Source organism: Verrucomicrobium spinosum DSM 4136 = JCM 18804 (assembly GCF_000172155.1).
Classification (GTDB): Bacteria; Verrucomicrobiota; Verrucomicrobiia; order Verrucomicrobiales; family Verrucomicrobiaceae; genus Verrucomicrobium; species Verrucomicrobium spinosum.
Genome location: NZ_ABIZ01000001.1, coordinates 1,722,300 through 1,749,062, shown reverse-complemented (window position 1 = coordinate 1,749,062; position 26,763 = coordinate 1,722,300). Strand labels below are relative to the sequence as shown.

Below are 26,763 nucleotides of genomic sequence, written 5' to 3'. Positions count from 1 at the left end.
GCCGAAAGACCAGTGAGATATTAACGCGCCGTTTCGACCAAAATTAGCAACTCCACCGGCACATGACGACAGACTCCTAAATCGCGATGCCGCTAGTTGTCGCCAGCTTCCGGAGGGTTCCCGGTAAAGCGCAAGTCCCACAGGTCCTTTGCGGGCCCCTTTACCACCAAGCCCACGCGATAGGGGACATAACCCACGTTGTAACTGCGGAAGAAGATCTGATTCCACCCTTTCTTCAGAAGGACCGGGCGACTCGCCGTCATGAGCTGCTTCGCCCCGGCTTCCAGGTACTCCTTGGCCGGCACCTCCAGAGCTTCGCCATTCAGCGACCAGCGGAGGTAGGTCATGCGGTGCCCTTGGAACTCAAGGATCAGTGATTTGTCCTCCGGCACATGCACCCAGGTCACCCCATAGTTCACCTGCGCCCCCTCTCCGCAGATGATGCGGGTATCGAGGTCCGCGGCTTTCGCTGGCTTCCACATCAGCCGTTTCTGATCTGGCCAGTAGCCTTTGATTTGCGGCCCCTCATAGGCAGCCTTCAAATCCACCCTGGCATCATCTGGCGGGAAGGTTGCCGATTCATAGAACTTTTGCACCTCCTTTTTGTTCTGCGGATCGCGCGTGAACTTCTCTGCCCCAGGACCGCCGAACGGGCCCAGCAACTGCCAATGCTGTGCCACGACGCCGCGCTCCAGGCCTTCAAACGTCAGCGGTGCCCACGATCCTGGGTAAAGCCGCGCCTCGCTGGGTTCATCATAGGTCTCCACGCTGGCTGAGCCATCGGTGTTCGCCCACCAGAACTTCTGATGCCCGCCAAGGTTGGCATCAAAGTTAACCTGGGTCCGAAGTGTTCCATCGAACCCAGATTTCAAAGCCGGGAACGCGTTGCGCGGGATGGAGGCGACAATGACAAATCCCCTGCCGTCCTCATCAATGGCGTGGCCCAGCCTCAGCCCCTCCACCTTCCCCACATGCTCAAAGACGGCCTCACCCACCGGAGTCCGGTACACCTGGCGTACGCCCTTGTTCCCCTCCCACTTGGGATACAGACCAACTCCCGCCGGGACGAGCTTTTCCCCATTCTTGAACAAGCCAAAGACCAGTCGCACATCTCCCGGGCGCCCCACTGCAGGCCCCTTGGCCGGGGCATTGACATCCCCTTGAAAATAGAGGCCCACCGTTTCTGCCGACTGGTCATGCGTGAACAACCGCTCCAACGGCGGCGTGGACCTTGGCTGGAACGCGGCTCCCAGGCGCACATGCCACCGGAGGTAAAGGTGATCCGGATCATAGAGACCTCGAACCTCCACCGTGCGATCTTTACCCGGCCCGAAGATGACCGGGGCCGCACTCTCCCATCCTGTCAATGAGCCATCCAGCACGGCGCCGCCCAGCGCAGGGGCAAAACGGGCCACGCGCGCCTTCCCGGCCCCGCCTCGCAAGCTGAGCGCGATTTCCGGAGGGGAGGCTGTTTCACTGGAACGAATGACAACGGCCTTGGGCAGCGTGGTGAGACGGCGGACGGGATTTTCCTGCAAAGACCAGCCCCGCATCTCATACAGCAGGGGGGTGTACTTCCCTGAACCGTAGTAGATCCTGCCGCTCGCCGCATCGGTAAAGACGGTCCCGGCAAAGAATTCGCCAGGCTGCTGATACACGCCTGTGCCCTTCCTCTCGCCCGGTGGGAACAACGTGTCCACATACAGCCCGTCATCGGTATAGAGGAAGAGTCCGCTCCGGCTCTGGTCCACCACCGTGAGCAATCCGTTCAGCGGTTTGAAGAGGCGCATGCCGCCGGTCAGCTCGCCACGCCGGGCCTCTCCGCCCAACACGCTCCGCCCCACCCGCCACTTCAACTGAAAGCCCCCCTTCCCGTCCGGCACATAGCGGGAGATCTTGTGCTGGGGTCCGCGATTTGCATCAAAGTTGCGCCCGCCCCGGGCCTGGATGTAGAACCCGTCTTTCATCGAACCATCCACCTGCATCCAGTCGCTGGAGAAGTTGTCCGCCAGTTCGTTGCCCCCGTGCAGCGCATCGGCGGTGCCTGCGTTGCGTGAGGCGAAGACAGGGTCTGTGAGCACCTTCTGCCAGGACTGGAACACCGGATTGCCGTGCTCATCAAAGGACGCTGGAGCCAGACGCCAGACGTCCTGCCCGCCCATGGCCGGGGCCACATAGCTGAGGTCTGACAGCCAGCGCTGGCCGTGATAGGTAAGGACGCCCTTGGGCACGTCAGTGGGGCGCAACTCCTCCGGATCAGCCGCCCCATTGTGGTTGGCGTCATTCCAGAAGAAGGACTTCTTCTCCTGCTGCACCAGCCCTGCGGAGCGCATCCAGCGGTTGCCCTCAAGGCGGTAGATGGAGAGGTTTTGGTCGCTGGCAAGATAGAGGCGGTCCTGCACCCGCACGGCCACCGGCTTGTCCAGACCCTTGCGCTGCCCCGCTTCCACATCCGGCCAGACGGCATCCACCTGCCACTCCCGGGTGCTTGGGTGAATCTTGAACCGGGTCAGCCAGCCACCGTGACCCGGGAGATAGACCAGGGAGGAGTCCGCGGGATCGATGGCATAACCATTGTTGCACTTGGTCTGGTGGGAGGGGAAGTCCCGGATGAGCTGGCCGCTCTCTGCGCCCCATTCGCTCACGCGGTTGGGCCCCTCCTGGTCCACGACCAGCAGGCGGTCCTTGCCTGCGGCGTCCCGCCACGTTGCGAGCTTGCCGGGAGCCATGAAAGTCTCCCGGTCGTATTTTCCTGGCTCCTGCCGGGCGGCACGGCCAAAGGTCCGCAGCACCCTGCCCTGGCTGTCGTACTGGTACACCTTGTTGGCGGGGGCATCGCTGAGGTAGTACCGGCCGGACGCATCGCACTCCAGGTCTCCGGGCGTCACCTCGACGGGCACTTCAAACGCCAGCTCCCAGTCTGCGGCGGGGAGACCGTCCTTCAAAGCCATCGTGCTTACCACGAACCTCTCTGCCCGCTTGTGAAGCGCATGCAGCCGGCCACCTTGAATCACGAGCCCCAGGGGCCGCTCCAGCGTCAAGGTCTGAAGCACCTTGCCCACGCCCCCGTCGTGCACGGTGATCTGGTCCACGGCTTCGGTCTTGCTTTCCACAAACCGGTGCGAGTAGGAAGATGGCCCCGCAGTGGATTCGGTCACAATCCTGCCGCGCTGGGCCACATAAACCACGGGTCGGGCGGCGGACGACTCCCGCGCCACCGCCATGGCCGTCACCCAGCCTTCTGGAAGATAGCCGTTGCGACGATTCGCCCCGGGGCTCTGACCAAACGACTTCTGGTCCGCACGATACACAAACTTGGGCCCGCCATCGGTGCTGAAGGCCCAGACGGTCTCACCGTCCGTGGCGACCGCAGGCCCGCCACCCGCGCCACCCGAGGAGAAGGCTTTCAGGAACTGTTCATATCCCACGGGCTTGTTCAGGTCGAACATGGGGCAGTTCGTGCCGTTCTCCAGGTACTGGTAGTAGAAGACCGCCACACCGTTCGGGCCCACGGCCACATCTTGAAGCGGTGCATTGACGGGATCCCCGCCAAAGGGCACCGGAAGCTCCCAGCGATCGGGTGACGGCAACCAGCGGGAAGCCCCACCGGCGAAACACGGCGTGATGGCATGCATCTCCCCGTCCACCGGCCAGACGCGCGCCTCAGAGCAGATGCCCTTCAGACCGTAAGATCCGGGAGGCACGGGCATGCAGTTCTCATCCAAGCCATCCCATCGCACCGTGAACCGCCCCTTGTTTTCCGTCGTGACGGTGAATGGCTCGCCCGCCACGAAGGTGCTCACCACCCAGTCTGGCCGGGACTCCTCCACCGTGGCCAGGGTGACCAGATAGGTCTTCCCCGGCGTGTTGGGCAACTCAAAAGTGACGGGCACGCCCTCCCCCGCAGCCTGGGCGCGAGACAAGAACTGTCCAATGACCATGACGGCCATGAAAACAAAATGGGACAAACGCATGAGGAAACGGAGGTTGAAATGGAACGGGCTGTTTGAAATAACCCTAAAATCAGACTTGGAGGTTACGGGTTATGAGTCAAGTGTCTGACACAGAACGCTAGATGATGTTCGTCAAACTCATCTTGCAGGTGAAGAGGCGTTTAGGCGCAACTCACTGGTGTTCAGTCTTCTAACTTTTAGTGGCAGGGGTGCCGTGCCCTTGCGCCGGGCCACGGCCACGTCTTCCGCAGAGCCTTTCAAGGGCCAGCCCAGCCCGCCGTCTGCCGCCAGCCGCACGATGACACTGCCCCCGGCAAACTCCACCCCCTCCCTCAGCGGCACCAGCGTCATGAGAAAGCGGTAAACCCGGGGCTGATTGGCTACGAGCAGGCTGACGAAGAGTTCGTCTGTGATGGCTTCTGGTATGGTGGCGGGCTGGTCCATGAATCTTCTCTCTCAAAAAACACCCGGGACGGTCCAGTCTGTCGTCAAAACTGAGCCCCACCCTCGTTTCCAGGACTGACACCAGCGGCAAGGCAGGCGTCCACGCCGGAGGGCTGGCCGAATGCCCTTGGCGGAGGGGGCGTTTTGCTCAAATACGTTCACACAGTGGAATTGTCGTCCCCTTCTGAAATTGGCATTGGAAATTGAATTTTTTTCGGCTCCATGCAGCTGTGAGGGGCGGGGTTCATGATCGCATCCACTGCCTTCATGACACAATTGACCGCCTTTGAGCCATCCCATTTGAGCATTCCTGTCGGACGGGCAGTGTTCCGGCTGAGAGTCACCCCTCGACCGTCATGGAACAAAGCTCAGGCATCATCAGCAGTTTCTTAGTGGAGGAACGCCACTATCTGGTCATCCGGCTCTGGCTGCGGGTGAATGACGAGAGTGACGTCATCGCGCTGTTGGAGGCCTCCCGTCACGAGTCGGTGCCCAGGACATTTCGCGGGAGGCCTCACTTCACCATGGCTTGCAATCCGATCTTGATGGCAGCTCTGGTGGTGGTGCTATCCACCCAGGACACGCAGCTGTCAGCCTGCGCCTCCCTCTTCGAAGTTGATCCCGCTCACATCAAAGAATGGATTCACACATGGTCATCCGTGGCAAAACTGCTGGAAAACGATGGGCACATTGATGCAGCCTGACGCCGACCTCCACGGGGTAGCAGACCGAACCCGATGGATCCGGTCCATGAAATTGCCCTTCATCTTCAGCCGATCATTTGCACTTTCCTCTATTCCTGATGAAACCGCGCTGGAATCTGGACAACGCCTTGTTGAGCACCCCGCATCATCCACCACGGCATGTCATGTTGCGTCGTTTCATTCTCTTCATCTTCGCGCTGTGCCTCACGGCGTCCGCCCACGCGATCACGATTGTGGGTTACAACCCGGACTTGCATGACCGGTTTGATTCCGGCTTCCCCAGCGCCCCGGTGATAAACTCCAGCGCAGGGTCCGTTGCGGCGAGCTACGACCTCTCGGGAGTCGGCTGGGACACGGCTCTGCCCACCCGCGCGATCACCATGATCAGCGACCAGTACTTTGTCTATTCGGCACACTACGGAATTGGGTCCGAGGTGTCGTTTGTGACGGCAGACGGCACCGTCCTGACCTACACTGTGGACACGAGCTACACTTTTGAACCCACTGCCGAGATTGCAGATGCCCTGGGTGACTTGAGGATCGGGCGCCTCACCACCACCGTATCATCCAGCATCGCCTCATATGCCATTCTGGATCTGGGAGACACAAGCGAATATCAAGGCCTCTCCCTGCTGGTGTATGGCCATGGTGACGGGACAGAACAAACCACTGCCCCCTGGTACTCTCCACGAATTGGAACCAACACTTCCGAGGGACTGGTGGACGTGAACTTGGGCGGCGGCGTGATCAAGAAGGGACTGGTTTACGATCAAGATTCCAGCATTGGCGAAGCGCTCTTGCAGGCTGGCGACTCCGGCAGCCCCACCTTTACGGTCGTTGACGGGCAACTCGTCCTCGTGGGCATCCACTACGGAGTGGGAGGCACCACTTCGGTTGACGACTTGATCGCACTCTATCTGGACAGCATGGCATCATCTGGCATCGAGTTCTCGACCGTTCCGGAACCGCGGATTGTGGTGTTGGTGTTCTTTGCTTTTGTTGCCATCGCCACTCAAAGACGCCGCGATGTCTCTGCGTGGAAGAGCGCCCCCGCACCTTCTCCTCATCGGCCAACGGAATATTCTTTTCCCGGCCCGGAGCTGAAGCCGGGCGCACGGCCAACCTTCTTATCCACAGAAGGAAAATGGCAAAAAAACACTGCCGTCCGAAGCCCTCTTGGTGCTTCGGAATTTGTTGGATCCATGCAGCTCATCAGTGCGCCGAGGCGCAGGTGAAATCGAAGAAACAGGGTCAAAGACAGTCAGAAACCTTCCCCACCCTGGGGCGAGGCCAAACCACCGCCGGATTAGGCGGTGGCTCTCTGATGCAATCTTGGACGTTTCAGCACTGCGGACGGACAGAACGCCTGCGACGCAGCAGAACACCTCCGAAGGCGAACAACAACAGGCAAACTCTCCCGGGTTCAGGTGCCGAGACAAACACAATCCCGTACTGGTCAAAGAGGCTGGTGTCCCAGCGCATGTTGGCTCCGGTGAGGGTGGGCAACAGCAGGTCCCACTCCTTGTTCCACAGCCTGTCCGTGCCCGATGCCACGAGATTCAGACTGGTCCAGTCAAGAAGGTTGAAGACATCCCCGAGTTCAAACTCATAGCCGTGAGTATTCTCCAGCACAATGAGTGCCCCCGCTTCGAGAGTCAGCACACCGTTCACGAGCAACTGGTCATGCGTGTAGTTGCTGACGTCGTAGGTGTTTTGAATGAAGGTCGCGTCCCCCACGGAAGCAAAGTACCCGGAGACGTCCGCCCCGTTCGTGTTAATCCAGCTGGCCAAGTCAGCATCTTTGACGGTGGCGCCTCCGTAATTGACTCCAAGAACCAGTCTTGGGACAGAAGACGTTTCTGGCCGGGCCAGCGTGAGGTTCCCGTTCACCGTAAATACACCATAGCCATCATCGAACCCATTTGAGTTCTTCTGATTGATCTGGCCGGCACCCTTCACCATCACGTTCCCCGTGACGACACCGGTGCCACTGAGAACGCCTCCGGTGACCTGGATGTTCGTCGTCATGCTGCTGGAGTTTGCGAGCACCCGGCCCGCCAGAACATTGAGCGTCTTTGCACTGAAGCTACCGCTGGAGATGGTGGTGGTCCCCGTGCCCGCCTGCGTGAGGGTGCCCTGTCCGGAAAGCTGGGGAGAGAACTCCACCGCGGAACTCGTGTTCAGGATCAGCTCAGCACCCTCCTCCACGCTCATGTCGCTCCCCATGCCGATACCGGTGATCGTCTGACCGTCCCCGATTTGAAGCTTCCCTTGTTTGACCTCGAGGCCGCCGAAGGTGCCAAGGCCTTTGGTGAGAATCTGGGTGCCCTCACCGTCCTTGATGATTTTTAGCAGGGTGCCTGGCTCCGAGATGGATCCGGCAAAGGAGTAAGTCTTCCCGGCAGCCACCTTGAGAGTGAGCGAGTTCAGGCCATCCATTCCGTCTTGCACCGTGGCCGTCGCAGAAGTTCCTGCGAGTCCTCCGATGGTCTCATTCGCCGCTTCCAGACGGAGCACGCTGGAGCCGTTGAGCGTGACGAGTGCCGTATCCTTGATTTGATGGGAGGCCATCAGAACCAGCCGGGCACTGTTGTTCAGAATGATGTTGCCATTGACGGCATTCACCGGGCTGATTTCCGTAGAGCCCGTCTTGTTGAGTGCCAGGGTTCCGGTGTTCACCGTGGTGTCGCCTGTGTAGGTGTTGGCCTGGGTGCCACTCAGGATGAGGGTGCCGTCGCCGCTCTTCACGAGGATTCCCTGACCAGAATAGAAGCCTTCATCACTGTTCAGCGCTTCACCCGACACCACGCCGTTCAGTTCCAGCGATGCGGCGGCTGTGGTCACGCGGAACTCCCCGCCCCCGGAAAGCAGCTGCACGGAACGCCCGGTGGTGGCGGCCGCAGCGCCCGTGTATTCCAAGAGGCCGTTGTTCAGGTAGAGGCCGTTGCTTCCACCGGTGGAGTTCCCCAGGTTGCTATCTCCCGCGTCCGCGATCTTGGACACCTGCAGGATCCCGCGGGTACCCCCGCCCGCCTGGCCGTGGATGTGCGTGCCGCCGGTGTAGGTGTTGTTTCCAGTAAGGACCAGGGTCCCGGCACCCACCTTGGTCAACGCAGTGGCTCCGCTGTTGTTGGTGATGACAGAGTCAATCGTCAGAGCCGCAGACGCGTTCTGGATGATGATCAGGTCCTTCCCAGAAGCCCCCACCAAGGTGCCTCCGGTGATCCGGGTGGCTCCAGAGCCGGTCACCAAGAGACCGCCCGTGCTGATGGTCAGGGTATTGGTGGTTCCGATGGTCACCGTAGCCGCCGCCGTGAGGCGGAGGGAGTTGATCGACTGCGTCACGATCCCCGAGGCGTTGCCTCCCAGACTGATGTTCTCGTCCGCAGCCCAGTTGCTGGCGGTGGTGCTGGTCTCGTAAGTGCCAAGGCCCGTGATCGCGGAAGCGGTGCCGTTCGTGGAGCCAACAGCCCAGGTGGAGCCGCCATGGGTGGCGTAGCCGCCGATGATGCCGTTCACGTTCTGGCTGGTGGTGGTGGCCAGTGTGCTGCTGGTGGAGACCACGTTAAGCGTGGCCCCCACAGAGCGGTTGATGGCGTTCAGCTGGAACACCTGGGCAGAGTTGCTGGAGCGCAGTTCGGAGTTGCCAGCCTCGATGTACAGACCTTCCGTCACATCCAGCACACTGCCCGTCACCGAGGTGGCGCTGGAGCCGTTGCGGTTCATCGAACCGCCGCGCAGCACCACGCCTTTGGCGTCAGACTGCTTGTCCCAGAAGTTGAGTCCGGTATTGGTCAGCACATAGATGAAGTTGTGGCCGGAGGCATCATTGGTGTATCCCATGTCCGCAGCACCGGCAAACTGAATGCTGGACTGTTTGGAGTAGAGGTTGCCCAGGTTCGCCATCGTGCCGTCAAAGGTCAGACCGCTGCCGCCGATTTTCGTGATGCTGTGGCCGCGGGCATCCGAACCGCCGGCTTCCACATCGAAACGACCGCCGCTGGAGTTCAGCGTCACATCGCCATCCAGGAACAGGTAACCGAAGCCGTAGTTCCACTCCTCCGCAGAGTTCTTGGTGATAACACCAAGCCCGTCCACGCCGTGCCCGGAAACGGTGATGTACTCGCCATAGGGTGCCCCCAGTCGCGGCATGTCAGAAACATCCAGCGTGGCTCCGTTCTGCACGATGGTGCCGTTGCCGGCATTCCCCAGCGCACCGAGTGCATTGGCATGACCAATCCGGAGGATGCCCCCGGAGACAATCGTCTGCCCCGTGTAGGTGTTGTTTCCTCCCAGGGTAATGGTGCCAGTGCCGGTTTTGGTCACCGTCACCGCTCCGCGTACACTGCCGTAGAAGCTGCTGCTGGCGCCACCGGATCCAATGGTCATGCTGGCGGCCGCGCCCAGGTTCTCCACCACACCAGAGGTTGAGTTCACATCACTGGCCAGCTTGCCCAGCACGAGATTCTGACCGTTGAAGTCAAAGCGGCCGGAGTTGACCACCAGATCATTGCCCGCAGCGAGCGCTCCGCCTGCGGCCAGAGTCACCTTGCCGGACTGCACGGCAAGACCACCCGTAAAGGTGTTCTGGCCAGACAGGATCAAGTTTCCACTGCCTGCCTTGGTCACCCCTACGGCATAACCCGCGTTGTCCGTGATGTTGGCTGAGATGTTCAGCGTGTAGGCCGATCCGGAGTTCTGATAGATGATAAGTTCCCCACCCTGCTGCGTCCCCGTCCCTGCGGTGAGTGTACCATTGGAGATGGAGGAATCATAGGCACCGCCCACCATCAGACCGCCTGACTCCACACGCAGGTTCCTGCCACCGAGGTTCAGGTTCGCGCCACCTCCTGTCTGATCAATGTTCAGCGAGTTGACGTTGCGATCCTGGGTCAGCGTCTGGCTGGAGGTGATCTTCACGTTCTTGTCGAACGCCCAAGTGGATTCAGCCCCGGTGTGGTAGTCGCTCCCGGACAATGCCGTCACGCCGTTGCCACCGTATTTGGTGAAATTGTTGCCAATGGTGATCCAGGCCTGAAGCATGCCGTGGTCCAGAGTATTCTGGGAGAAGTTGCTGACCAGGATCTGGTTGCTGGCATTTTGTCCGAGTTGTGTTCCAGAGAGAGCCAGCACACTGCGATCCAGCCTTTGCAATGAAGCGATCGTCAATGCGGAAGTCCTCCCCGCGGCCTGCGAAGTGGAAATCACATTGGAACCTGCACTGATCTGCACCGCGCTGACCGTTTCAGAGTAGTTGGCCGCTCCATCATGGCTGAAGTCCAGGGTACTGCCGGACAGCAGGATCGAGACCCCGCTGCCAAGGCGATCCGAGTTGTTAGCACCGCTGGCGTTGGTCAGCCGCAAGACCGTGTTTTCTGTCACCAGAATCCCGCTGCTGCCAGTGATTCTGCCATTGGCTCCGGAGAGCTCAAGAACACCACCGCGGATCGCGGTGGCACCTGTGTACGTATTGGCCCCGGTGAGAGTGAGCTTTCCGGTCCCGCTCTTGGTGAACGCCAGCAGACCTGCGGCTCCATTCTGCATGATGCCGCTGAACACGTGATCGGTGGTGTGATTGACCGTGAGGGTACTCAGGCTGGTGGCAGAAGTGTTTCCGTTCTCAATGATCCCGGCCCCTCCGGTGCTCTCGATGGCACCGACGGTTTCCGAGAGTCCCATCATCTGGAACACACCGGCATTTGAGCCTGTGCCGCCAAACGAGAGAATCGTCCCTGCATCCGCAATCTGGTTGGACTGGGCCAGGCGCAACACGGCACGGGAGGAACCCGTCCCAATCTGGATGCGTGAGTTGGCCGCAATGGCATTGACCCCAGCGGTCTTGTTGAGGCGGAGCTCACCGGAAGTCACCGTCACGCCACCAGAGAAGGTGTTGGCGGAGGAGCCTGACAACTGGACAATTGCAGTGCTCTTCACCCCGGTCACGTTCAGGGCACCGGTGCCGCTGATCACGCCAGAGAGAGACAGCGTCCCGTCATCTGAGGTCACCTGGGTGGCGGAGTTCAGGCTGATGGTGCCGGAGAAGGTGTTGTTTCCTAATTGGTTGCGCAGTGCACCGAGGGAAGCACCACCGTTGTTGTAGCCGCTGCCATTGAGCACCAGGTTCTCCGCCACGGTGATGCCGCCGCGCACCTCCAGAGTCGCGCCACCCGTCACCTGGGTATTTCCCGCGGTGGTGCCGAGCGCCAAAGCACTGCGGACATCCAACACGCCCTGCAGCACGGAAAGGTTTCCTGTGAAGGTGTTGTCGGCGGACAGGATCAGGCGCCCAAGGCCTGCCTTGGACCAGTTGGTCCCGGCAATCACGGCGCTGATGGTGGAGCCGTAATCCACCTCGTAGTCGTGATCAGCCTTCACCCAACTGCCCGCAGCCAGTGTCAGCACACCATTGGCACCGGCAGCGCCGGAGATGGAGTAGTACTTGGCCGCACCGGTGCCGGTGCCTGATTTGAAGGTGATGTCGCGGACAGAAATGCCGCCCGTGTTATTCACCTGAACCACCGCCCCGTTGCCGGACCCCGTCCCGAAGATCACGTTGGAGGTGCCATTGGAGACAAAGTTCACGTTGGAGGAGCCATTCCACCAACGATTGTCCGTCGTCCAGGTTCCGGCACCATCCTGCGCTGCCGTCGTGCCGGTGTCAGCATCCCAGACCAGGTCATTGGAACGCACCACAATGGTACCGTCCACACCCAGACGGCTGACGTCCCAGTAGGTGTTCACGCCGTCGGCCAGCCCCAGCAGAGACATGTCGAGAGACAGGTTCTGCAGGTTGCGGTTGTCCAGCCAGGTGCCGCCCCAGTCGATGAGCGAGAGAGCCTCACCGACCTGCCATCCGTAGGCAGCCACGGCACCCTGATTGTTGAGCACCAGGTTCCCACCGAGATTCACAGTGGCATTGCCCAGGAATTTGATCTGATCCACCGAGGTCGCGCCCCATACATCCAGGGCAAGGACCCCGGAATTGGTTAGACCACCGGCAAATGAGAGCGTCTGCGCGGCTGATTGGCCAAAGTTGCCCACACTGATAAGCCCCCCGCTGTTTACCACCGTGTTTCCACCAATGATCCCATTTCCCGACAGAGTCGCTCCGGTGAGGACCGTATGGAGGCCGCTTCCCGTGCGGGCAGTTGAGGTAGTGCCTGTACCTGCACCAATCTGAAGGATGCCCTGCTGAATCAGAGTGGTGCCGGTGTAAGTACTCGTGCCCGTCAGAATCTGAAGGCCCGTGCCCGTCTTGACCAGGGCCACGCTTCCTGTACCCGTGCCTGCATTGTCCCGGATGACACCTTGATAGCCGCTGCCCGATCCATACGTCGAACCGTTCACGCCGCTGCTCGCATTGCCAGTTCCCACGGTGAGCACTGAAACACCGTTACCACTGTTCTGGATGATGCCGCCCGTGGAAGTGCTCAAAAGCAAACCCACCGCCTGGCTGGTGTCCCCCAGATCGAGGATGCCGTTGCTCACGCTGAGATAGCCATGGGCAGCCCCCAACTTGCCAGCCCCGCTCAAGCGCAACGTTCCCGCCGTAATCGTAGTGCCACCGGTGTAGTCATTGGTGCCATTGGTGATGACCAGTGTGCCTGCTCCGTCTTTAAACAAGGTGCCCTGCCCCCAATACCATCCTTCATCCGCAGCAAGCGCCTCGCCTGTGATCTTGCCGCTGAGCGTCAGGGTGACACCAGCAGTATCCACCTGAAACCGTCCGCCGCCCGAGAGCAGGTGAATTTCCCGGCTTGTCTCCGCATTGGTGCCGCTGTTGGTGTAGCGCAGACGCCCGTTATTCAGGTACAAGCCATTGGACGAGGCCCCCAGGTTGTCATTGCCGGAAGTGGAGAGTGTGGACACGCGAATTTCCCCGACGCCACCGCCACCCGCATCACCATTGATGTACGTGTGGCCGGTGTAGGTATTCGTGTTTCCGAGAACCAAAGCTCCTGCACCTGACTTGGTCAGGCCAGTGGCGCTGCCTCCGTTGTTGGCGATGATGGAATTGATCGTGAGGACGTTGCTGGTGTTGTTTTGGTGAATGATCAAATCCCCTCCCGTACCAGCCGAACCCACCAGCGTACCGCCGTTGATGTTCACTGCATTGTTCCCCACGGTTGACGTCACGAGAATACCGCCACTGCTTAGCGTATTGGTGCCGCCAAGCGTGAGAGTCACTGCCGCCGCTTGATTGAAGCGGAGAGAGTTCACGGTAAAACCCGCGCCCGGCGTTTGGTTGGCGGAAGTGACGTCCACGTTGTTCCCAGTCGCCAGGAAGTCGCTGGCGTAGTCAGCCGTAGCCAGCCCCACGATCACGTCGGTCTTGCCGCCCACGGCCGTTGCGCCAGAATTCACTGCCCAAGTGTTTTTGCCGTAGGTCAGATACCCGCCAATGATGCCGTTGGTGTTGCTTGTGGTGGTAGTCACCATTGCCGGATTCTGGAATCCCGTCAGCGCTGCCGTATCCTGAATGTTCAGTGTGCCACCAGTTTCGCGATTGATGCCATTCAGCTTGAAGATCATCTGTGAAGACCCGTGACGGATCTCAGAGTGCCCCGCTGCCAGAACCAACCCACCCGTCATATCCAGCACGCCGGCGGTGCCCACAGCCGCAGTGGACCCGCCGGTGCGAAACATCGCACCACCGTTGAGTACGATCCGCTTGTTGAGCGTGTTGTTGCGCTCCCAGAAACTCATGTAAGTCCCCGTGTTGATGACCACAGAAGTGCTGGAGGAGCCAAAGGTGCCAGATTGCATCATGAACTGCCCCCCCTTCACATAGACGTTTCCCATGTTGTTGAAGCCGTCCGTCGTGAAGTGGCCATTGCCCACCAAAGTCATGGCAAAACCACCTGCGTCACCATTGACGTTGAGGCGGTTGCCGTTGGATTTCCCGATGGTGACGTTGTCACGTAGATAGAACTGCTGGAGATTGCCCGTGAACCAGTTCGTGTTGGAGTTCACAATCAGGGAACCCAGCCCGTCCACCCCCCGTCCGTAGAGCTCAATGCGCTCCTGCGTGTTGCTTGTAAGTTCCGCATCCGGCACGGGAGACAGGTCAAGCGTCGCGCCGCTACGCACCACGATGCCGTTGGTGAAATTCGAGCTTGTGCCAAACACGTTGCGCGAACCAATGGCGAGGATGCCGCGATCCACGACAATCTGCCCTCCGTAGGTGTTGGTCGTCGCACTGAGCAACAGCCGCCCGTCACCCGTTTTCGTGAAGGTGCCGTTGCCCGTGAAGCCGGTAGCATAGGTGATATGCTGGCCATTGGTGTTCACCACTGCACCGCCACCGCCAATCGCTCCGAATCGCGTGGAGAAATCGTTGATGATACCCATGCCATGCCGCAAGGTACCCCCATCAAAAACGATGGTTCCTGCCCCGCCCAGGCCGAGCCCACGGGTGGATCCCACTTCCAGCACGCCGCTAAACAGGGTGGAGATGCCCGTGAAGGTGTTATTTCCGAGCAGAGTCAACGTTCCGGCGCCTGCCTTGGTAAAACCTCCAGCACCTGCCAGAGTGGCGCGGATGGTGGCGTCCACATTGGTGGTGATCCAGCTGTTGGTTCCAAGGGTGATGGCTCCCGGTCCCTGAATATCATATGTGCCGCTTCCGGGATTCTGGAAGGTGATGTGTTTCACCGTCACCCCGGCCGCTGCCACGGATACGGATACGGTGCCAGGGGCACCATTCCCTGCGCCGAAAATCACGCTGCCGCCATTTACAAATGCGGTGTTCGTTGCCGTGTTGCTGTCCCACCAGTGATTGTCAGTGGTCCAGATGCCGTTGTTGTCCTGGGCACCAGAGGTGCTGGTGTTTGCGTCCCAGACCAGGGCCCCATACAACACATCTTCCATCACCCGGATTACGCCTGTGCTCTGAAAACGACCGAAGTCCCAAAGCAGCCCTTCGGTAAGGATGCCGAGAGAACCCAGATCTACCGTGGCGAAGTTGATGTTGCGATTAGCCAGAGAGACGGCACCCCAGTCAATCAACTGCAGGCTGTCACCAAGTTCCCACGCGGTGAAGGTTGACTGATTATTGAGGATAAGACTGCCGTTCAGATCGATGGAAGAATCCGTGTTGAATTTCAGCCGGTCGGAAAGCCCTTTCCCCCAGACATCCAGACTGATGACGCCATCGTTGAGGAAGGCACCGTTGATGGCCAGTGTTTGAGCAACAGTCTGCTCAAAAGTCCCTACTGACAACATACCCCCACTCTGCACCCGCGTAAGCGCTGTTGCGGCCCCCACTGTACCGTTGCCAGATAGGGTTGCACCGGTCCTCACCGTGGTTCCGCCAGCTCCAGCCACCGCGCCACTGGTGGCACCAGTGCCACTTCCCACTTGAAGGTTGCCCCGGGTCACATCCGTAGCCCCAGTGTAGGTGTTGTTTCCCGAAAGGATCTGCAGGCCCGTGCCAGTCTTCACGAGGGAAACCTTGCCGGTCGTGCCGTCCTCAATCACCCCGCCATAGCCCGCACCCACTCCCCACAACGGAGTATTGCTGCTGACATTGTCCGCACCGATGGTGAACACGGAAGTGCCAGACCCGCTGTTCCGGATGGAACCGCCAGCACCTGACAGCAAACCCACCGTCTGATTTGTGCCATTTAATTCCAGCGTGGCACCCGCGCTCATCACCACCTGGGAATAGTAAGTGTCCTTGCCACCCAACTTGCCTGCACCTGCCAGTCGGAGCGTTCCCGCACTAATGATGGTGGATCCGGTATAATCATTGTCCCCACTGGTGAGGATTAGCGTGCCCGCGCCCACCTTGTTAAGATTACCCTGACCGAAGAAATAGCCCTCATCAGCGGCAAGTCCCTCGCCAGTGATCTTGCCAGAGAGCGTCAAGACGCGTCCTGAAGTCTGAACATCAAAAGTGCCGCCGCCGGAGAGAAGATTCACTGTGCGGACCGTGGTCGCATCCGTGGTGGTGTTGGCATAGCGCAACACTCCATTGTTGAAGTAGATCTGATTGGTGGAACTGCCCAAATTGTCGGAGCCTGATGATACCAGGCTGGTGACCGAGAGGATCGCCTGACCGGTGCTGCTGCCACCGCCTGCCCGCCCATTGATGTAGGTGTGCCCCGTATAAGTGTTGGTGCCGGAAAGCACCAGCATGCCGTCTCCCGTTTTGGTCAGCGCTGTTGCCCCCCCATTGTCGGCAATGGTGGCAGCAATGGTGAGAGTCTGGGAACCGTTCTGGTGAATGACAAGATCCTGACCTGCCGCACCACGCAAGGTTCCAGCACCTGCGATGGAGGTGGCACCGCTGCCTGTCACAAGAAGTCCGCCACTCTGGAGCGTCAGGGTCCGGGTGGCATCAATGTTGACGACCGATGCAGCGGTGAGCCGCAAGGAGTTGATGGTCAAATCACTCGCAATCGAACCCGAGGCATTGCCATTCAAGCTGATGTTCTTGGGTGTGGCATCTGCCCAAGCCGCAGGGTCCAGGCTCATTTCAAAGGCAGTGAGGCCAGTCACGGAGCCATTGGTTCCATTCGTGGCGTTGACCGCCCAGGTGTTGTTGCCGTAGGTGAAGTAACCCCCAATGATGCCATTGGTGTTGCCTGTGCTGGTGGTAACAAGGGTTGGGTTGCCCAACTGTGGGGTCCCACCAATCGTACCTGTCGTGGACAATGCTGAAGTGTCCTGCACATTCAACGCGGCACCGATCTGGCGGCTGATCGTGTTCAACTGGTAAACCACATAGTTATAGCCACCGAAGTTGTTGCGGAATTCCGAATGGCCGGATGCCACACTCAATCCTCCTCGAACCTGGATCAGCATGCCGTTGGACGTCACGGCAGTGTTGCGCCCCGTCCGCGAAATGTATCCGCCGTTTAGAATGATGCCCTTTTCCGAGCTTACTCCGCGTTCCCAGGAGGAGATGCCGGCCCCGGAATTGATCACAATAGAATGCGTATTGACTCCCAGGGTCGAGCTGCCATGAAAGCCCACTTCGGCCTGCTTCACATACACATTGCCCAGATTCTCCAACGAACTGTCCATCTGAAACGAGCCCGCTCCAATCTTGGTGAGACTGTACCCATTGGCGTTCGATGGGCCTTCAATATCGACACGGCTTCCGTGCACTCCGACAGTGGTGTGCCCGGTGAGGCTCAGTCCCGAAAACCCAGGATCCCAATCCGCAGATGAGTTCTTTACCAACGCACCCAGATTGTCCACTCCACGTCCTGCAAGCGAAATTGGAGCCGTCACGGTGGCAACCGTGTCCGCCAGACCGGAAATGTCCAAGGTGGCCCCGTCCTTTACGACAATGCCGCCAGTGGGGATAAAGTTGTTGGTAAAACCCGTCCCCGCCGACAGGGCTAGGATACCCTGCTCCACAATGACGGACCCGGCAAACGAAACATCTCCGGCCGTGGCTTTGAGCGTCAACCTCCCGTCACCCGTCTTCGAAAGTGTGCCGGCACCCACCAGGCTCTTTTTGAAGGTGATGTCGTTTCCGTTTGTATCGATCAAACCTCCAGCGCCAGTGATTTCAGCGATTTTCGAGGAGATGTCCACCGTGATCCCCGCGCCATACCGCAGTCCTCCCCCTGCCAGAGTGACGGTACTCGCCCCCAACGCCCGAGTGTTGCCGAGGTGAATCCAACCCGCGTTCACGGTGGTCATTCCGGAGTAAGTGTTGGCATTGTTGAGGAATAGCGTGTTGCTCCCCTGCTTCACCATTCCCCCTCCCATCAATGGATCTCCCGGAAGCTCTCCCGAAATGACTGCATCAACGACGATGTCCGCACCCGAGGCATCCCAAGTCTGGTTCGATGAGCCCAGCAAGGCGGGATTGAGGTTCAACCTCAACCCTCTGGAGAAATGAAGATCCTCCGTCGAATAGTTGACCACAAAACCACCGGAGATTTCCAGAGTTCCCGATCCCCCGATGTAGGTTTCACTGGAGCCGTATTGATGCAGTTCATTGACGGAAACGGGACCGGCAACATCCAACCGGTTGATGCCCACAGTCTGGAACATCGCGGAATTCCCGTTCACCCAAGCTGATGGCGCGGTTGAACCCGGCGTGCCACTGATCTGCCAGACATTGCTGTTCCACAACATCGGAGCCGCCCCGGGATTGGGATTGAGTCCGGAATCACTAGACGCGTCAAAGAACTGTGCATGTGCGAATGGCGACCATGGCAGCAATGCGTGGACGGCGGCCAAGATCATCAATCGGGAAAAACGACGGGGACTCATGAGGAAACAGCAACGGAAAAAGAACCAATACTGGAGACAGTGGGAGGAAGAACGAAATCAGGTTGCGCATGGCAATCCGCTCAGGGAGATGAATTGAGGAGAGCATGCGTCTTAACGCATGAGTCCATAAAAGACATCACGGCGGAGGGAAGATGATCCTGTTAGAACAACATCCCAGGTGGACTCGACGACAAGATTTCCTGCAACTCCATACAGTGCAAAAAATGGCCAGCGGTCGGGACAATTTCGTTCAGTCGTATTCAGGGGACACGTGTTCCACAATGACCATATCGGCAGTCGGCCAGTATGGATTGCCACAGAATAGCTGAAGGGGTGAGTTCATGTCTCGGTGAGTACGTTGTATTGGCATCCATTTCTTTCAAAAAATCATTTTGAGAGCAAACGGCTTTTGAGAACAGGCCGACTAGCTGAACAAGTTCTCCGCACAGAGAGCTGTATCCTGCCCCTCAAGGGGCCTGACGAGAGGCGTTCGAAGAATGGACCAACTTTGCCAAACCATGCCGAAAACATTCTCGCCATCCCCATTGGCAACGCTGCTCCAACTTGAAAACAGCCTGCCCAGACATCGCTCAATTGTCTCTTGACAAATACAACAAATCACCACTCTCCCCTCTTGCGAAACTGACCCGATCCTCGAAGCCTCTGTCACCTGGAGTCATTCTCGGGGCATTCAAGACAACTCGCACTGTCTATCCTGTGTGACGCAGTTCCGCAACCCGGTCAAAATCGACGAATGCGGATCGATTCAACCGCAGAAAGAACCTCCCATCAATCCGCTGCTCCAGCTCGCGAATACTGCATCGGACAAGATGCCGCTCGTTGTCGCAGCGCAAGGTACATAGCTTGCATCTGCTTCGATCCGGTTAATGGAATCGATGTTCACCGGCAGCTCCCGTTCAACCCTTCCGCACCATCTGCCTGGCGGGCCTTTTTTTGGATGAACGGGTGCTGATCTGGGGACGGCCGGCGGGGTTCGCGGTTTTGACCTTGACGCCCTCATTTGCAATGCCTGGAGGGGTTTCAGGAGATACACCGTGTGACGCAGATCCAAGGCACCCTCAGAATGGCCAGATGAGTCTGTGAGGAAGATCGGGACCCTGTCAGAAAACATCAGAGAACCGGTCGGGATAAAAAATATCCATCTGGGGCGAATTCAACCAAGGGTATGAGATAAGAAAAGCTTCGCAGAGACTGAAGACGGCCGTTTTAGGCCTTTTCCAGACGCAAAAGTCCACGCCAGCACCCATTTTTTCGCCCAACAGGCTCTAAAGGTTACTCTTCAAGACCTCCAAACCATTCACATCCCTACAGACACCCGCGAGTGGTCACCTTGGTTGCCTCGGGCAATGATTGCCCAACCAAGCCTGCCCGGCATAGTTTCCTAGGCACTCGCTTGTTTCAAGCAACCCAAAGAAGTCCGTGGACCACTCTATCAAGAACAATTCCGGGCAAATTACCCCTAAAGTGCCAGTGCCCCCAATTGACAAAACTTTGACGCGCTATAATGATCGCCCGGCAATAAAGACTATACCAGTTTCTCATGAGCGACCCCAAAGCCAAGTCCGTGAAGCCCTCCGCAGGTTCTGATGCCCCCGGAGACCAGGAAGAACTCAAGGCCATTAACAAGCCCAACGTTCAAATCCTCTATGAGGAAACCGGCGCCCTTTTCGCCAACCAGGTGATTGTTAACTCCGGGCGTGACCAGATCGTGCTCGACTTCTCCACAGGCATCATCTCTGACCACAACACAGGCCGTCACGTGCTGCCGATCCAAAAGCGCATCGCGCTGACGCCGGCCAATGCGCTGAAGCTGGTCCAGACACTGTCAGGGGTGATTCAAAAGCAGGTGGAAGCCAGCCGCCAGGGCAAGGCATCCGCCTGAGTCGGGTGGTCCACTGCCAGCTTTCCTTTCGCGTGGGCTCCATCCTCCCGGATTGAGCCCTTTGCTTTTTCCCCTCTGTCATGAAATCTGCCGAGGCCATTCGACTCCCCGCGCCGCCCGGAGGATCGGCCACGCCGCAAGAGCTGAAATCGCTGCTCCAGGCCAAGGATGACAGCCAGTTCTACCGCGGACTGGCGGCACACGCGGCAGAGCTGACGGGGGCCACCACCCTGATCTACGCGGAGCAATCCGGCACAGTCGCGCTCCTTGCCACCCGCATTCGCGTCTCCCTGCCACCCGGTTTGCTGGAGGCACCGGAGGTGAGGGCCACTCTGGTGGCAGGCCTGAAGTCCCGCACCCGGGTGATGCACAAGCTGAACCAGGTGGGCCTCATCTTGTGGGCCATGGGCCTGGAGCAGGAAGGCTCTGTGGGAGTCGCACTGCTGCTGAGTGCCTCGGCCCTGGATCCCGCCCAGGAGACGCGGCTGGCCCAGATGCTGATCATTCCGCAATCTCTGTACGGGCAGCGTCGGCTGCTCCAGGAGAGCGAGTCTTTGCGTCACGGGCTGGACCAGACGTGCTTGTTTCTTGACACCATCTACCGCTCCGCCTCCGCTCCCACCTTCCGGCGGGGCATGCAGGTGCTGGCGGAAGACCTGCGCACCTTTGTGGGGGCGGAGTATGTGGCCGTGGGTCTCGGTTCCAGGCTCAACTGCCGGGTGGAGGCGCTGGCACCAGGGAGCAAGTTTGACCACCGCAGCCAGACGCTGCAACGGGCGGCACAGCTCATGCGGGAATCCATCGCCGTGGGCAGTGCGATTGGCTGGCCGCTGGAGATCCTGGCTGCCATGCCGGGCCTGAATCTGGCCAGCGATCAGGACGGGCTGCTGGATCAACTCAAGGCCAAGGCCGTCACCGTGCACCCGCTGAAGAACGTGGAGGGGGAAATCTTTGGCGTATGGGTGTGCTGGTGGGCAGAACGCCCGGCGGCGGAGAAACTCCGGCTGGCGGATGCCGTGACGCCCCATGTGGGCGCTGCGGCAAAGACGATCCGCATGGCGCGTCCGGCAGGGCTGCTGGGCTTCTACCAGCAGCATGTGGCAGAGGCGCGGTGGTCGCGCCGCTCCGTGGTGCTGGCACTCCTGCTGCTGTTCACCGCGCTGATGTTCGTCCCCCTCCCCTACAAGCTGGGAGTGCCCTGCTGGAGTGATCCCGAACTGCGCAGGCAGGTGGCGGTGCCGTTCGACGGCATCCTGGCGGCCGCTCATGTGAAGCCAGGACAACAGATTCAGCAGGGGCAGGTGCTCGCAGAGCTGGATGGCAAGGAAATCGGCTGGAAACTGGCCGAGGTACAGGCACGGCTGAACGCCCTCACCAAACGCCGCGACCAGATGCTGGCGGCGGAAAACATGTCTGAGGCGCAGCTCGCCTCCCTGGAAATGGCGTCCCTGGATGCGGAGCGCCGGCTCCTGCAGTACCAGAGTGAGAACCTCCAGATCCGCTCGCCGCTGGACGGTGTGGTTATTTCCGGAGACCTCTCCCAGTCTGAGGGCGTGCCGGTGCAGCGGGGGCAGCGCCTCTTTGATGTGGCCCCCATCGAGAGCTTCACCGTGCAACTGGCGGTGCCCGCCTCTGAGATCCGCCATGTCGCCCCGGGCATGTCCGTCTCCATCCGCCTTGAGTCGGAGGCGGAGTTCCGCCAGACCGGGGTGGTGAATACCCTGGAGCCGGTCTCCCGCATTCATGAGGGCAAGAACGTCTTCCTGGGCACGACCACGCTGGACAACAGCAGCGGCCGGCTGCGCCCCGGCATGCAGGGCAAGGCCCGCATCACCAGCGGAAACAAGAGTCTGGGGTGGATCCTCTTCCACCGCCCGCTGGAATTCATCCGCCTGAACCTGCCCTGGTGAGACCATGTCGATGATCGATCACGCCGTCGTCACCTGGGACACTGCCCGCCCCCGGCTGCGACAGGACCTGCAGTTCCACTTCCAGATCGTGGAAGGCCGGGCCATGTACGTGGTGGAAGACCGCTCGAACCGCAGCTACCACCAGCTGGGCGTACCGGAGTACCGCTTCCTGCGCTCCCTCAACGGGACCAAGCCTGCGGCGAAACTGGTGGCGGAATGTTCCGCTGGAAAAAACGAACTCACGGAGACCGAAGCGGAATCGCTGCTGAGGTGGGCGATCGACCACCACCTGCTGCAGACCACGCGGTCGGACCAGGCAGACCGCCGGCTGGCCCACGCGGAGGACCAGACGCCCAAGTCGATGGGGAAGCAATGGCAGAAGTTCTTCTCCTTCAAACTCCCGCTGGGTTCACCAGATTCCTTCCTCCTGCCCTTCACCCGCGCGCTGGGTTGGACCTTGAACCCGTTGCCCCTGTTGCTGGCGCTGGTGGCCGCGGGCTACGGTGCGTACCTGGCGATGTCGAACTATGTGGAGCTCGTGGAGGCGTCTTCACGCGCCCTCCTGCCCCAGAACTGGTTCTGGCTTCTCGGGGTGACGGTGGGGCTCAAGCTGGTGCATGAGTTGTGGCATGGCATCGCCACGCAAAAGTACGGCGGGGTCGTGCCGGAGTGGGGCGTGCAGATCATCGCGTGGATCTCCCCCATGACGTATGTGGATGCGAGCTCCAGCTGGCGTTTCCCCAACCGCTGGCACCGCATCAAGGTGGCGGCGGCAGGCATGTATGTGGAACTGCTGCTGGCGGTGGCGGCGCTGCATCTCTGGACGGTGACGGAGCCGGGGCTGCTGCGGGAAATCTGCTTCAATGTGCTGATCTCCGCCTCCATGATCACGCTGCTGTTCAACGCCAATCCGCTCATGCGTTTTGACGGTTATTACATCTTCTCCGACCTGCTGGATCTGCGGAATCTGGGTCAACGCGGGCAGCAGGCCTTTACCTGGCTGAACCGGCGGCTCTTTCTGGGGGCGAAGCATGCCTCCCTGCCGCCGGTGGTGCGGAAGCGGTTCTTCACCTACCTCACCTACGGGGTGGCCTCCTGGTGCTGGCGCATCCTGGTCACCATCGGCCTCATGGCGCTGGCCGCGCATCTGTTTCACGGCATGGGTCTGCTGCCGCTGTTGATTGCAGGCGTGCTTGGCGTGGCGGGATTTCTGCACTCCGCCGTCTCTTTTTTCAAGCCCTCGGAAAAGGCCGGCCACATCCCATGGGGCACGGCGTGGTGGCGCATCGGTCTGGGGCTGCTGGTCGTGGTGGCGGCGCTGTTGTTCATCCAGATCAATCCCTCGGCGGCCGGGCTGGCGGTCGTGGAGTATCCCGGGAAAGCCGTGGTGCGGGCAGAAGTGCCGGGCTTCATGGCCCGGCAGTATGTGAAGGACGGCCAGCGGGTGGAGAAAGGGCAGCAACTCATCGATCTGGCCAACGAGCCGGAGGTCGTCCAGCTGGAGATGTATCACGCCCAGCTGGGCCTCTCAGAAACCAAGGCGCGCATGCTCTACCTCACCGGTCGGTTCGAGGAATGGCAGACCGAGCAGCAGAAGACGGCGGGGCTCAAGGAGAAGGTGGCCGTCCAGCAAAAGCGCGTGCGCGCCATGGAGGTGCGATCCCCCATTTCCGGCCGGGTGCATGCGCCCGGGCTGCCGCAGCAGCGGGGCTCATTCTTTGACACCGGCCATCCTCTGCTCACGGTCATCCCCGATGAGGCCCCTGAGTTTCTCATCTCGATGCGTCAGCAGGACTTTCAACGCATCGGCCCGGAACTGGCGTCTGCCCCCCGGTCCTTCCGCATCCGGCTGCTGGGCCGGCCCGGTGAATATCACGCGAAGTTCCGCAGGGCGGAGACGAAGGCCACCCTGGCGGTGCCCAGCCAGGTGCTGGCATCATCTGCGGACGGGCCGCTCGCGGTGCGCAGCATCAGCCAGCGAGAGACCGCCACCAACAAGCAGGGGCTTGCCCGGGGGGCTGACCGGTCCGAGTCTGTCACCTACTACGACTCCATCAAGCCCGAAACCCAGCGGGAGAACATGGAGCTGCTGCAACCCAGATTCACCCTGTACGCCGCCGCCCAGGAGGCGGCAGACCTGAAGGAGGGGGAATGGGGCCGGTCGTTCTATGAAGGCGAGACTGAGGAGGCTCTGGGCTGGTACCTGTACCGCGCGGTACGCACCTACCTGGAAAAAGCCTTCCTCAGCCCCGCGTCGTGATCACTACTTGGTGGACTTGAGGTTCAGACCCACGGGCAGGCGTGGATCGGCCGCCGTGGGGCTGCTCTGCGGGCCATAGTGCAGGGGCACCACGTCCTTGACCTTCATCAACACCCCCTGGGCGCGCTGGAGCTGGGCGATGGAGGTGTTGTAAGCCACCACCGCCACGAGGAACTCCTCCTCCGCCACTTGATTGCGGTCGATCGCATCCAGCAGCAGCTGGATCTGGTAGGCCACCGTTTTTCCTGGATCCTGGTCCGCCAGTTTCATGCGATCCTGCAGTTGCTGGATCTCACGACGGGAGGCCAGGGCGGACTGGTATTTGCCAGCCATGTCCTGATAGGCGGTGAGCAGGTCCTGGTAGGCCACCACGGTCTGGAGCAGCACGTTTTCCCCCTGGATACGGTAGTCATCCAGCGACTGCTGGTACTCGATCTCGCGACGGTCCAGACGGGCCTTGGCCGCATCATTGCCCAGCGGGTAGCTGAAGCGCAGGCCGACGCTCCAGTCGAGGCCGCTGCTGGTCTGGTCATCAATGGCGTTGCCCAGATTCCGACCGCCGCTGATCCCTGCGGACCCCACCTCACCCACGAGGTCGAGCTGCGGGCGCAACTCGGAAATAACCTGACTGCGGCGCACGGCAGCGGACCGCACCTTGGAGGAGGCCTGGGCCATCTCAGAGCGGTTCAGGAGCGCTTCCTTGGAGATGGACTGGATGTCCACCTGCGGCCGGGCCAGGTGCGGCCGGGACACCGGGATGATCTCCCCGCTGGCACCCATGGGGGCGGCGGGATCCTTCATCATGGCACGGAGCCGCTGCTCAGCGGTGCGCACGGCCATGCGGGTGCGGCGGAGGTCCGCCTCACGACGGTTCATGGTGGCCGTCGCGCGGAAGAGTTCGCTCTTCGTGGCGGACTCATCCAGCTTCTGGCGCTCTTCCAGCATTTTGAGCAGCTCGGAGGTCTGCTTCGTCAGCTGCTGGCGCTGGGCCAGGGCGGCGCGGGAGAGGTACACGCCCCAGTAGGCGCGGTTCACCTCCAGGATGTACTCCTCCAGGAGACGCACCGTTTCGCCACGGGCCATGCTGCGGTCCAGCTCTGCCAGGCGAATCTCACTGTGCACATAGGTGGAGCCTGCCCCGCGCAAAAGCGGCTGGGCCACAGAGAGCACCAGCTCACTGCCAGTCTGGGGGTTGGGGTCGAGGAATTCTGAGTTGTTCCGCAGGGTGCTCATGCGGTGCGAGAGGGAAACCTCCCCGCCGGTACCGATGCGCTGGCGGATGCCATACTCGCCTTCCAGGGTGTCCTGAATAAAGCGGCCCGTCTTGCCGGTGGTGAGGACGGAGCCCGTAGGCTGGTCACCATGCGCGTAGTCCAGCTCCGCAAAAAGCTGGGGGGAGAAGATCCCCTTGTTCTCCCGGATCAAGGTCTCGCGGATCTTTGGGATGCGCAGGAAGGTACGGACGTTGGGCGAGTTGTTCAGCGCGGTGGAGTAAGCCTTCTCCACGCCATAGCGCACAGGCGTCTGGTTCTCCCAAACCTGCTCGCGGATCTGCGTCTTCCAGCTGGCATCGAAGTCATCCGGCACAGGCGGCAGTTTGGAAATGCTGGAAAGCTCCAGTTCTGGTGAATTGAACCGCTGGGTCTCGCGGACAATTTCACCAAAAATGCCGGCCACCGCCTCATTGCCGAACTGCTCATGCTTGGAGATCTTCACGGAGCCATCCCCAGCATCCGGGAAGTAAGTTTTCAGCTTGTCATCATGCTGCTGGGCCACGGTGGCAGGAGCCGCCACGGGAGCCTGTTTTTTGTCATCGTCATCATCGGTGAACATGCGGGAGAACCAGCCCCGCTTCTTTTTCACCAGAGCAGGGGCGGCCACTTCTGGCGCGGGAGCAGGGGCGACGCTCTTGGAGACGACAGTCCGCTCCGTCGTTTTCGTGGATTTCGCGACCTGGGCCTTTTTGGCCACACCGGTCGGGTGCTTCTTCACCGGGGCAGGCTTCTCCGTTGCACTCTCCCCATCAGAGCTTTCGGTGGTTGCAGCTTTCTCATCCACATCCCCTTCACCAAGGTCTGGCGGCCGGGAGATCATCATCTGGGTGAGGGCCATCTGCGTCAGCGCGATCTGGGCGACGAGCTGCTGCTCGATCAGTTCAATCTCCTTGGCGTCTTTGGGAGCAGCTGCCTCCTGCTTGGCCGGGACATCCGAGGAGGTGGGTGCCTCCTGCCCAGACGCGGTCATGACCGTCGCCAGGGCAACGAGGGGCACCCAGGTCAGATTGGTCCAGCCTGGGGAGGAGGCGGGGGTTGGTTCAGGCGGGGGGGTGTGTTGCATGTTGAGGTGTTGAGTA

Annotated in this window: 10 protein-coding genes; 5 read left to right on the top strand and 5 right to left on the bottom strand. The window is 60.3% G+C overall.

The window, feature by feature from the left end; translation table 11 throughout:
* Nucleotides 1-92: 92 nt before the first annotated feature.
* Both VSP_RS06760 and VSP_RS06755 read right to left on the bottom strand, forming a co-directional pair.
* The gene (locus VSP_RS06760) at nt 93-3,974 is read right to left on the bottom strand and encodes an NHL repeat-containing protein (protein ID WP_009959596.1); all 3,882 of its coding nucleotides are present in this window, start codon (nt 3,972-3,974) and stop codon (nt 93-95) included.
* Nucleotides 3,975-4,091: 117 nt separating this feature from the next.
* Nucleotides 4,092-4,397, bottom strand: coding sequence for a hypothetical protein (locus tag VSP_RS06755; protein WP_009959594.1), 306 nt, complete (start codon nt 4,395-4,397; stop codon nt 4,092-4,094).
* A 356-nt stretch (nt 4,398-4,753) separates the two neighbouring features.
* Here VSP_RS06755 and VSP_RS06745 point away from each other — a divergent pair, with 356 nt between their 5' ends.
* Together VSP_RS06745 and VSP_RS06740 are read left to right on the top strand one after the other, a co-directional pair.
* Entirely contained in the window at nt 4,754-5,101 is a 348-nt protein-coding gene (locus tag VSP_RS06745; RefSeq protein WP_009959591.1) for a hypothetical protein, read from the top strand.
* A 98-nt stretch (nt 5,102-5,199) separates the two neighbouring features.
* Nucleotides 5,200-6,336 (top strand): hypothetical protein, encoded by a 1,137-nt coding sequence (locus VSP_RS06740; protein ID WP_009959590.1) that lies wholly within the window; start codon nt 5,200-5,202, stop codon nt 6,334-6,336.
* A 106-nt stretch (nt 6,337-6,442) separates the two neighbouring features.
* Here the strand turns inward: VSP_RS06740 and VSP_RS42005 are convergent, their stop codons facing one another.
* On the bottom strand, nt 6,443-18,337 hold the full coding sequence (locus VSP_RS42005) for a beta strand repeat-containing protein (RefSeq protein WP_157210770.1): 11,895 nt from the start codon (nt 18,335-18,337) through the stop codon (nt 6,443-6,445).
* 710 nt (nt 18,338-19,047) lie between these two features.
* Nucleotides 19,048-19,191, bottom strand: a complete 144-nt coding sequence (locus VSP_RS43915; protein ID WP_081452431.1) for a LytTR family transcriptional regulator DNA-binding domain-containing protein — start codon at nt 19,189-19,191, stop codon at nt 19,048-19,050.
* 707 nt (nt 19,192-19,898) lie between these two features.
* Between VSP_RS43915 and VSP_RS06730 the strand changes: the two genes are divergently transcribed.
* The 3 genes from VSP_RS06730 (at nt 19,899) to VSP_RS06720 (ending at nt 24,410) form a co-directional block, all read left to right on the top strand.
* Entirely contained in the window at nt 19,899-20,240 is a 342-nt protein-coding gene (locus VSP_RS06730; RefSeq protein WP_009959588.1) for a DUF3467 domain-containing protein, read from the top strand.
* Nucleotides 20,241-20,320: 80 nt separating this feature from the next.
* A complete protein-coding gene (locus VSP_RS06725) occupies nt 20,321-22,150 on the top strand; it encodes an efflux RND transporter periplasmic adaptor subunit (RefSeq protein WP_009959587.1) in 1,830 nt (609 codons plus the stop codon).
* A 4-nt stretch (nt 22,151-22,154) separates the two neighbouring features.
* The gene (locus VSP_RS06720; RefSeq protein WP_157210769.1) at nt 22,155-24,410 is read left to right on the top strand and encodes an RND family efflux transporter; all 2,256 of its coding nucleotides are present in this window, start codon (nt 22,155-22,157) and stop codon (nt 24,408-24,410) included.
* A gap of 3 nt (nt 24,411-24,413) precedes the next feature.
* On the opposite strand, the gene VSP_RS06715 is transcribed toward VSP_RS06720, so the two are convergent.
* The gene (locus VSP_RS06715; RefSeq protein ID WP_009959584.1) at nt 24,414-26,747 is read right to left on the bottom strand and encodes a TolC family protein; all 2,334 of its coding nucleotides are present in this window, start codon (nt 26,745-26,747) and stop codon (nt 24,414-24,416) included.
* Nucleotides 26,748-26,763: the final 16 nt, after the last annotated feature.

What these genes read in the sequence shown, in the direction of transcription:
- VSP_RS06760 (WP_009959596.1), bottom strand. Translation starts at nt 3,974, where the DNA reads ATGCGTTTGTCCCATTTTGTTTTCATGGCCGTCATGGTCATTGGACAG.
- VSP_RS06755 (WP_009959594.1), bottom strand. Translation starts at nt 4,397, where the DNA reads ATGGACCAGCCCGCCACCATACCAGAAGCCATCACAGACGAACTCTTC.
- VSP_RS06745 (WP_009959591.1), top strand. Translation starts at nt 4,754, where the DNA reads ATGGAACAAAGCTCAGGCATCATCAGCAGTTTCTTAGTGGAGGAACGC.
- VSP_RS06740 (WP_009959590.1), top strand. Translation starts at nt 5,200, where the DNA reads ATGAAACCGCGCTGGAATCTGGACAACGCCTTGTTGAGCACCCCGCAT.
- VSP_RS42005 (WP_157210770.1), bottom strand. Translation starts at nt 18,337, where the DNA reads ATGAGTCCCCGTCGTTTTTCCCGATTGATGATCTTGGCCGCCGTCCAC.
- VSP_RS06730 (WP_009959588.1), top strand. Translation starts at nt 19,899, where the DNA reads ATGAGCGACCCCAAAGCCAAGTCCGTGAAGCCCTCCGCAGGTTCTGAT.
- VSP_RS06725 (WP_009959587.1), top strand. Translation starts at nt 20,321, where the DNA reads ATGAAATCTGCCGAGGCCATTCGACTCCCCGCGCCGCCCGGAGGATCG.
- VSP_RS06720 (WP_157210769.1), top strand. Translation starts at nt 22,155, where the DNA reads ATGTCGATGATCGATCACGCCGTCGTCACCTGGGACACTGCCCGCCCC.
- VSP_RS06715 (WP_009959584.1), bottom strand. Translation starts at nt 26,747, where the DNA reads ATGCAACACACCCCCCCGCCTGAACCAACCCCCGCCTCCTCCCCAGGC.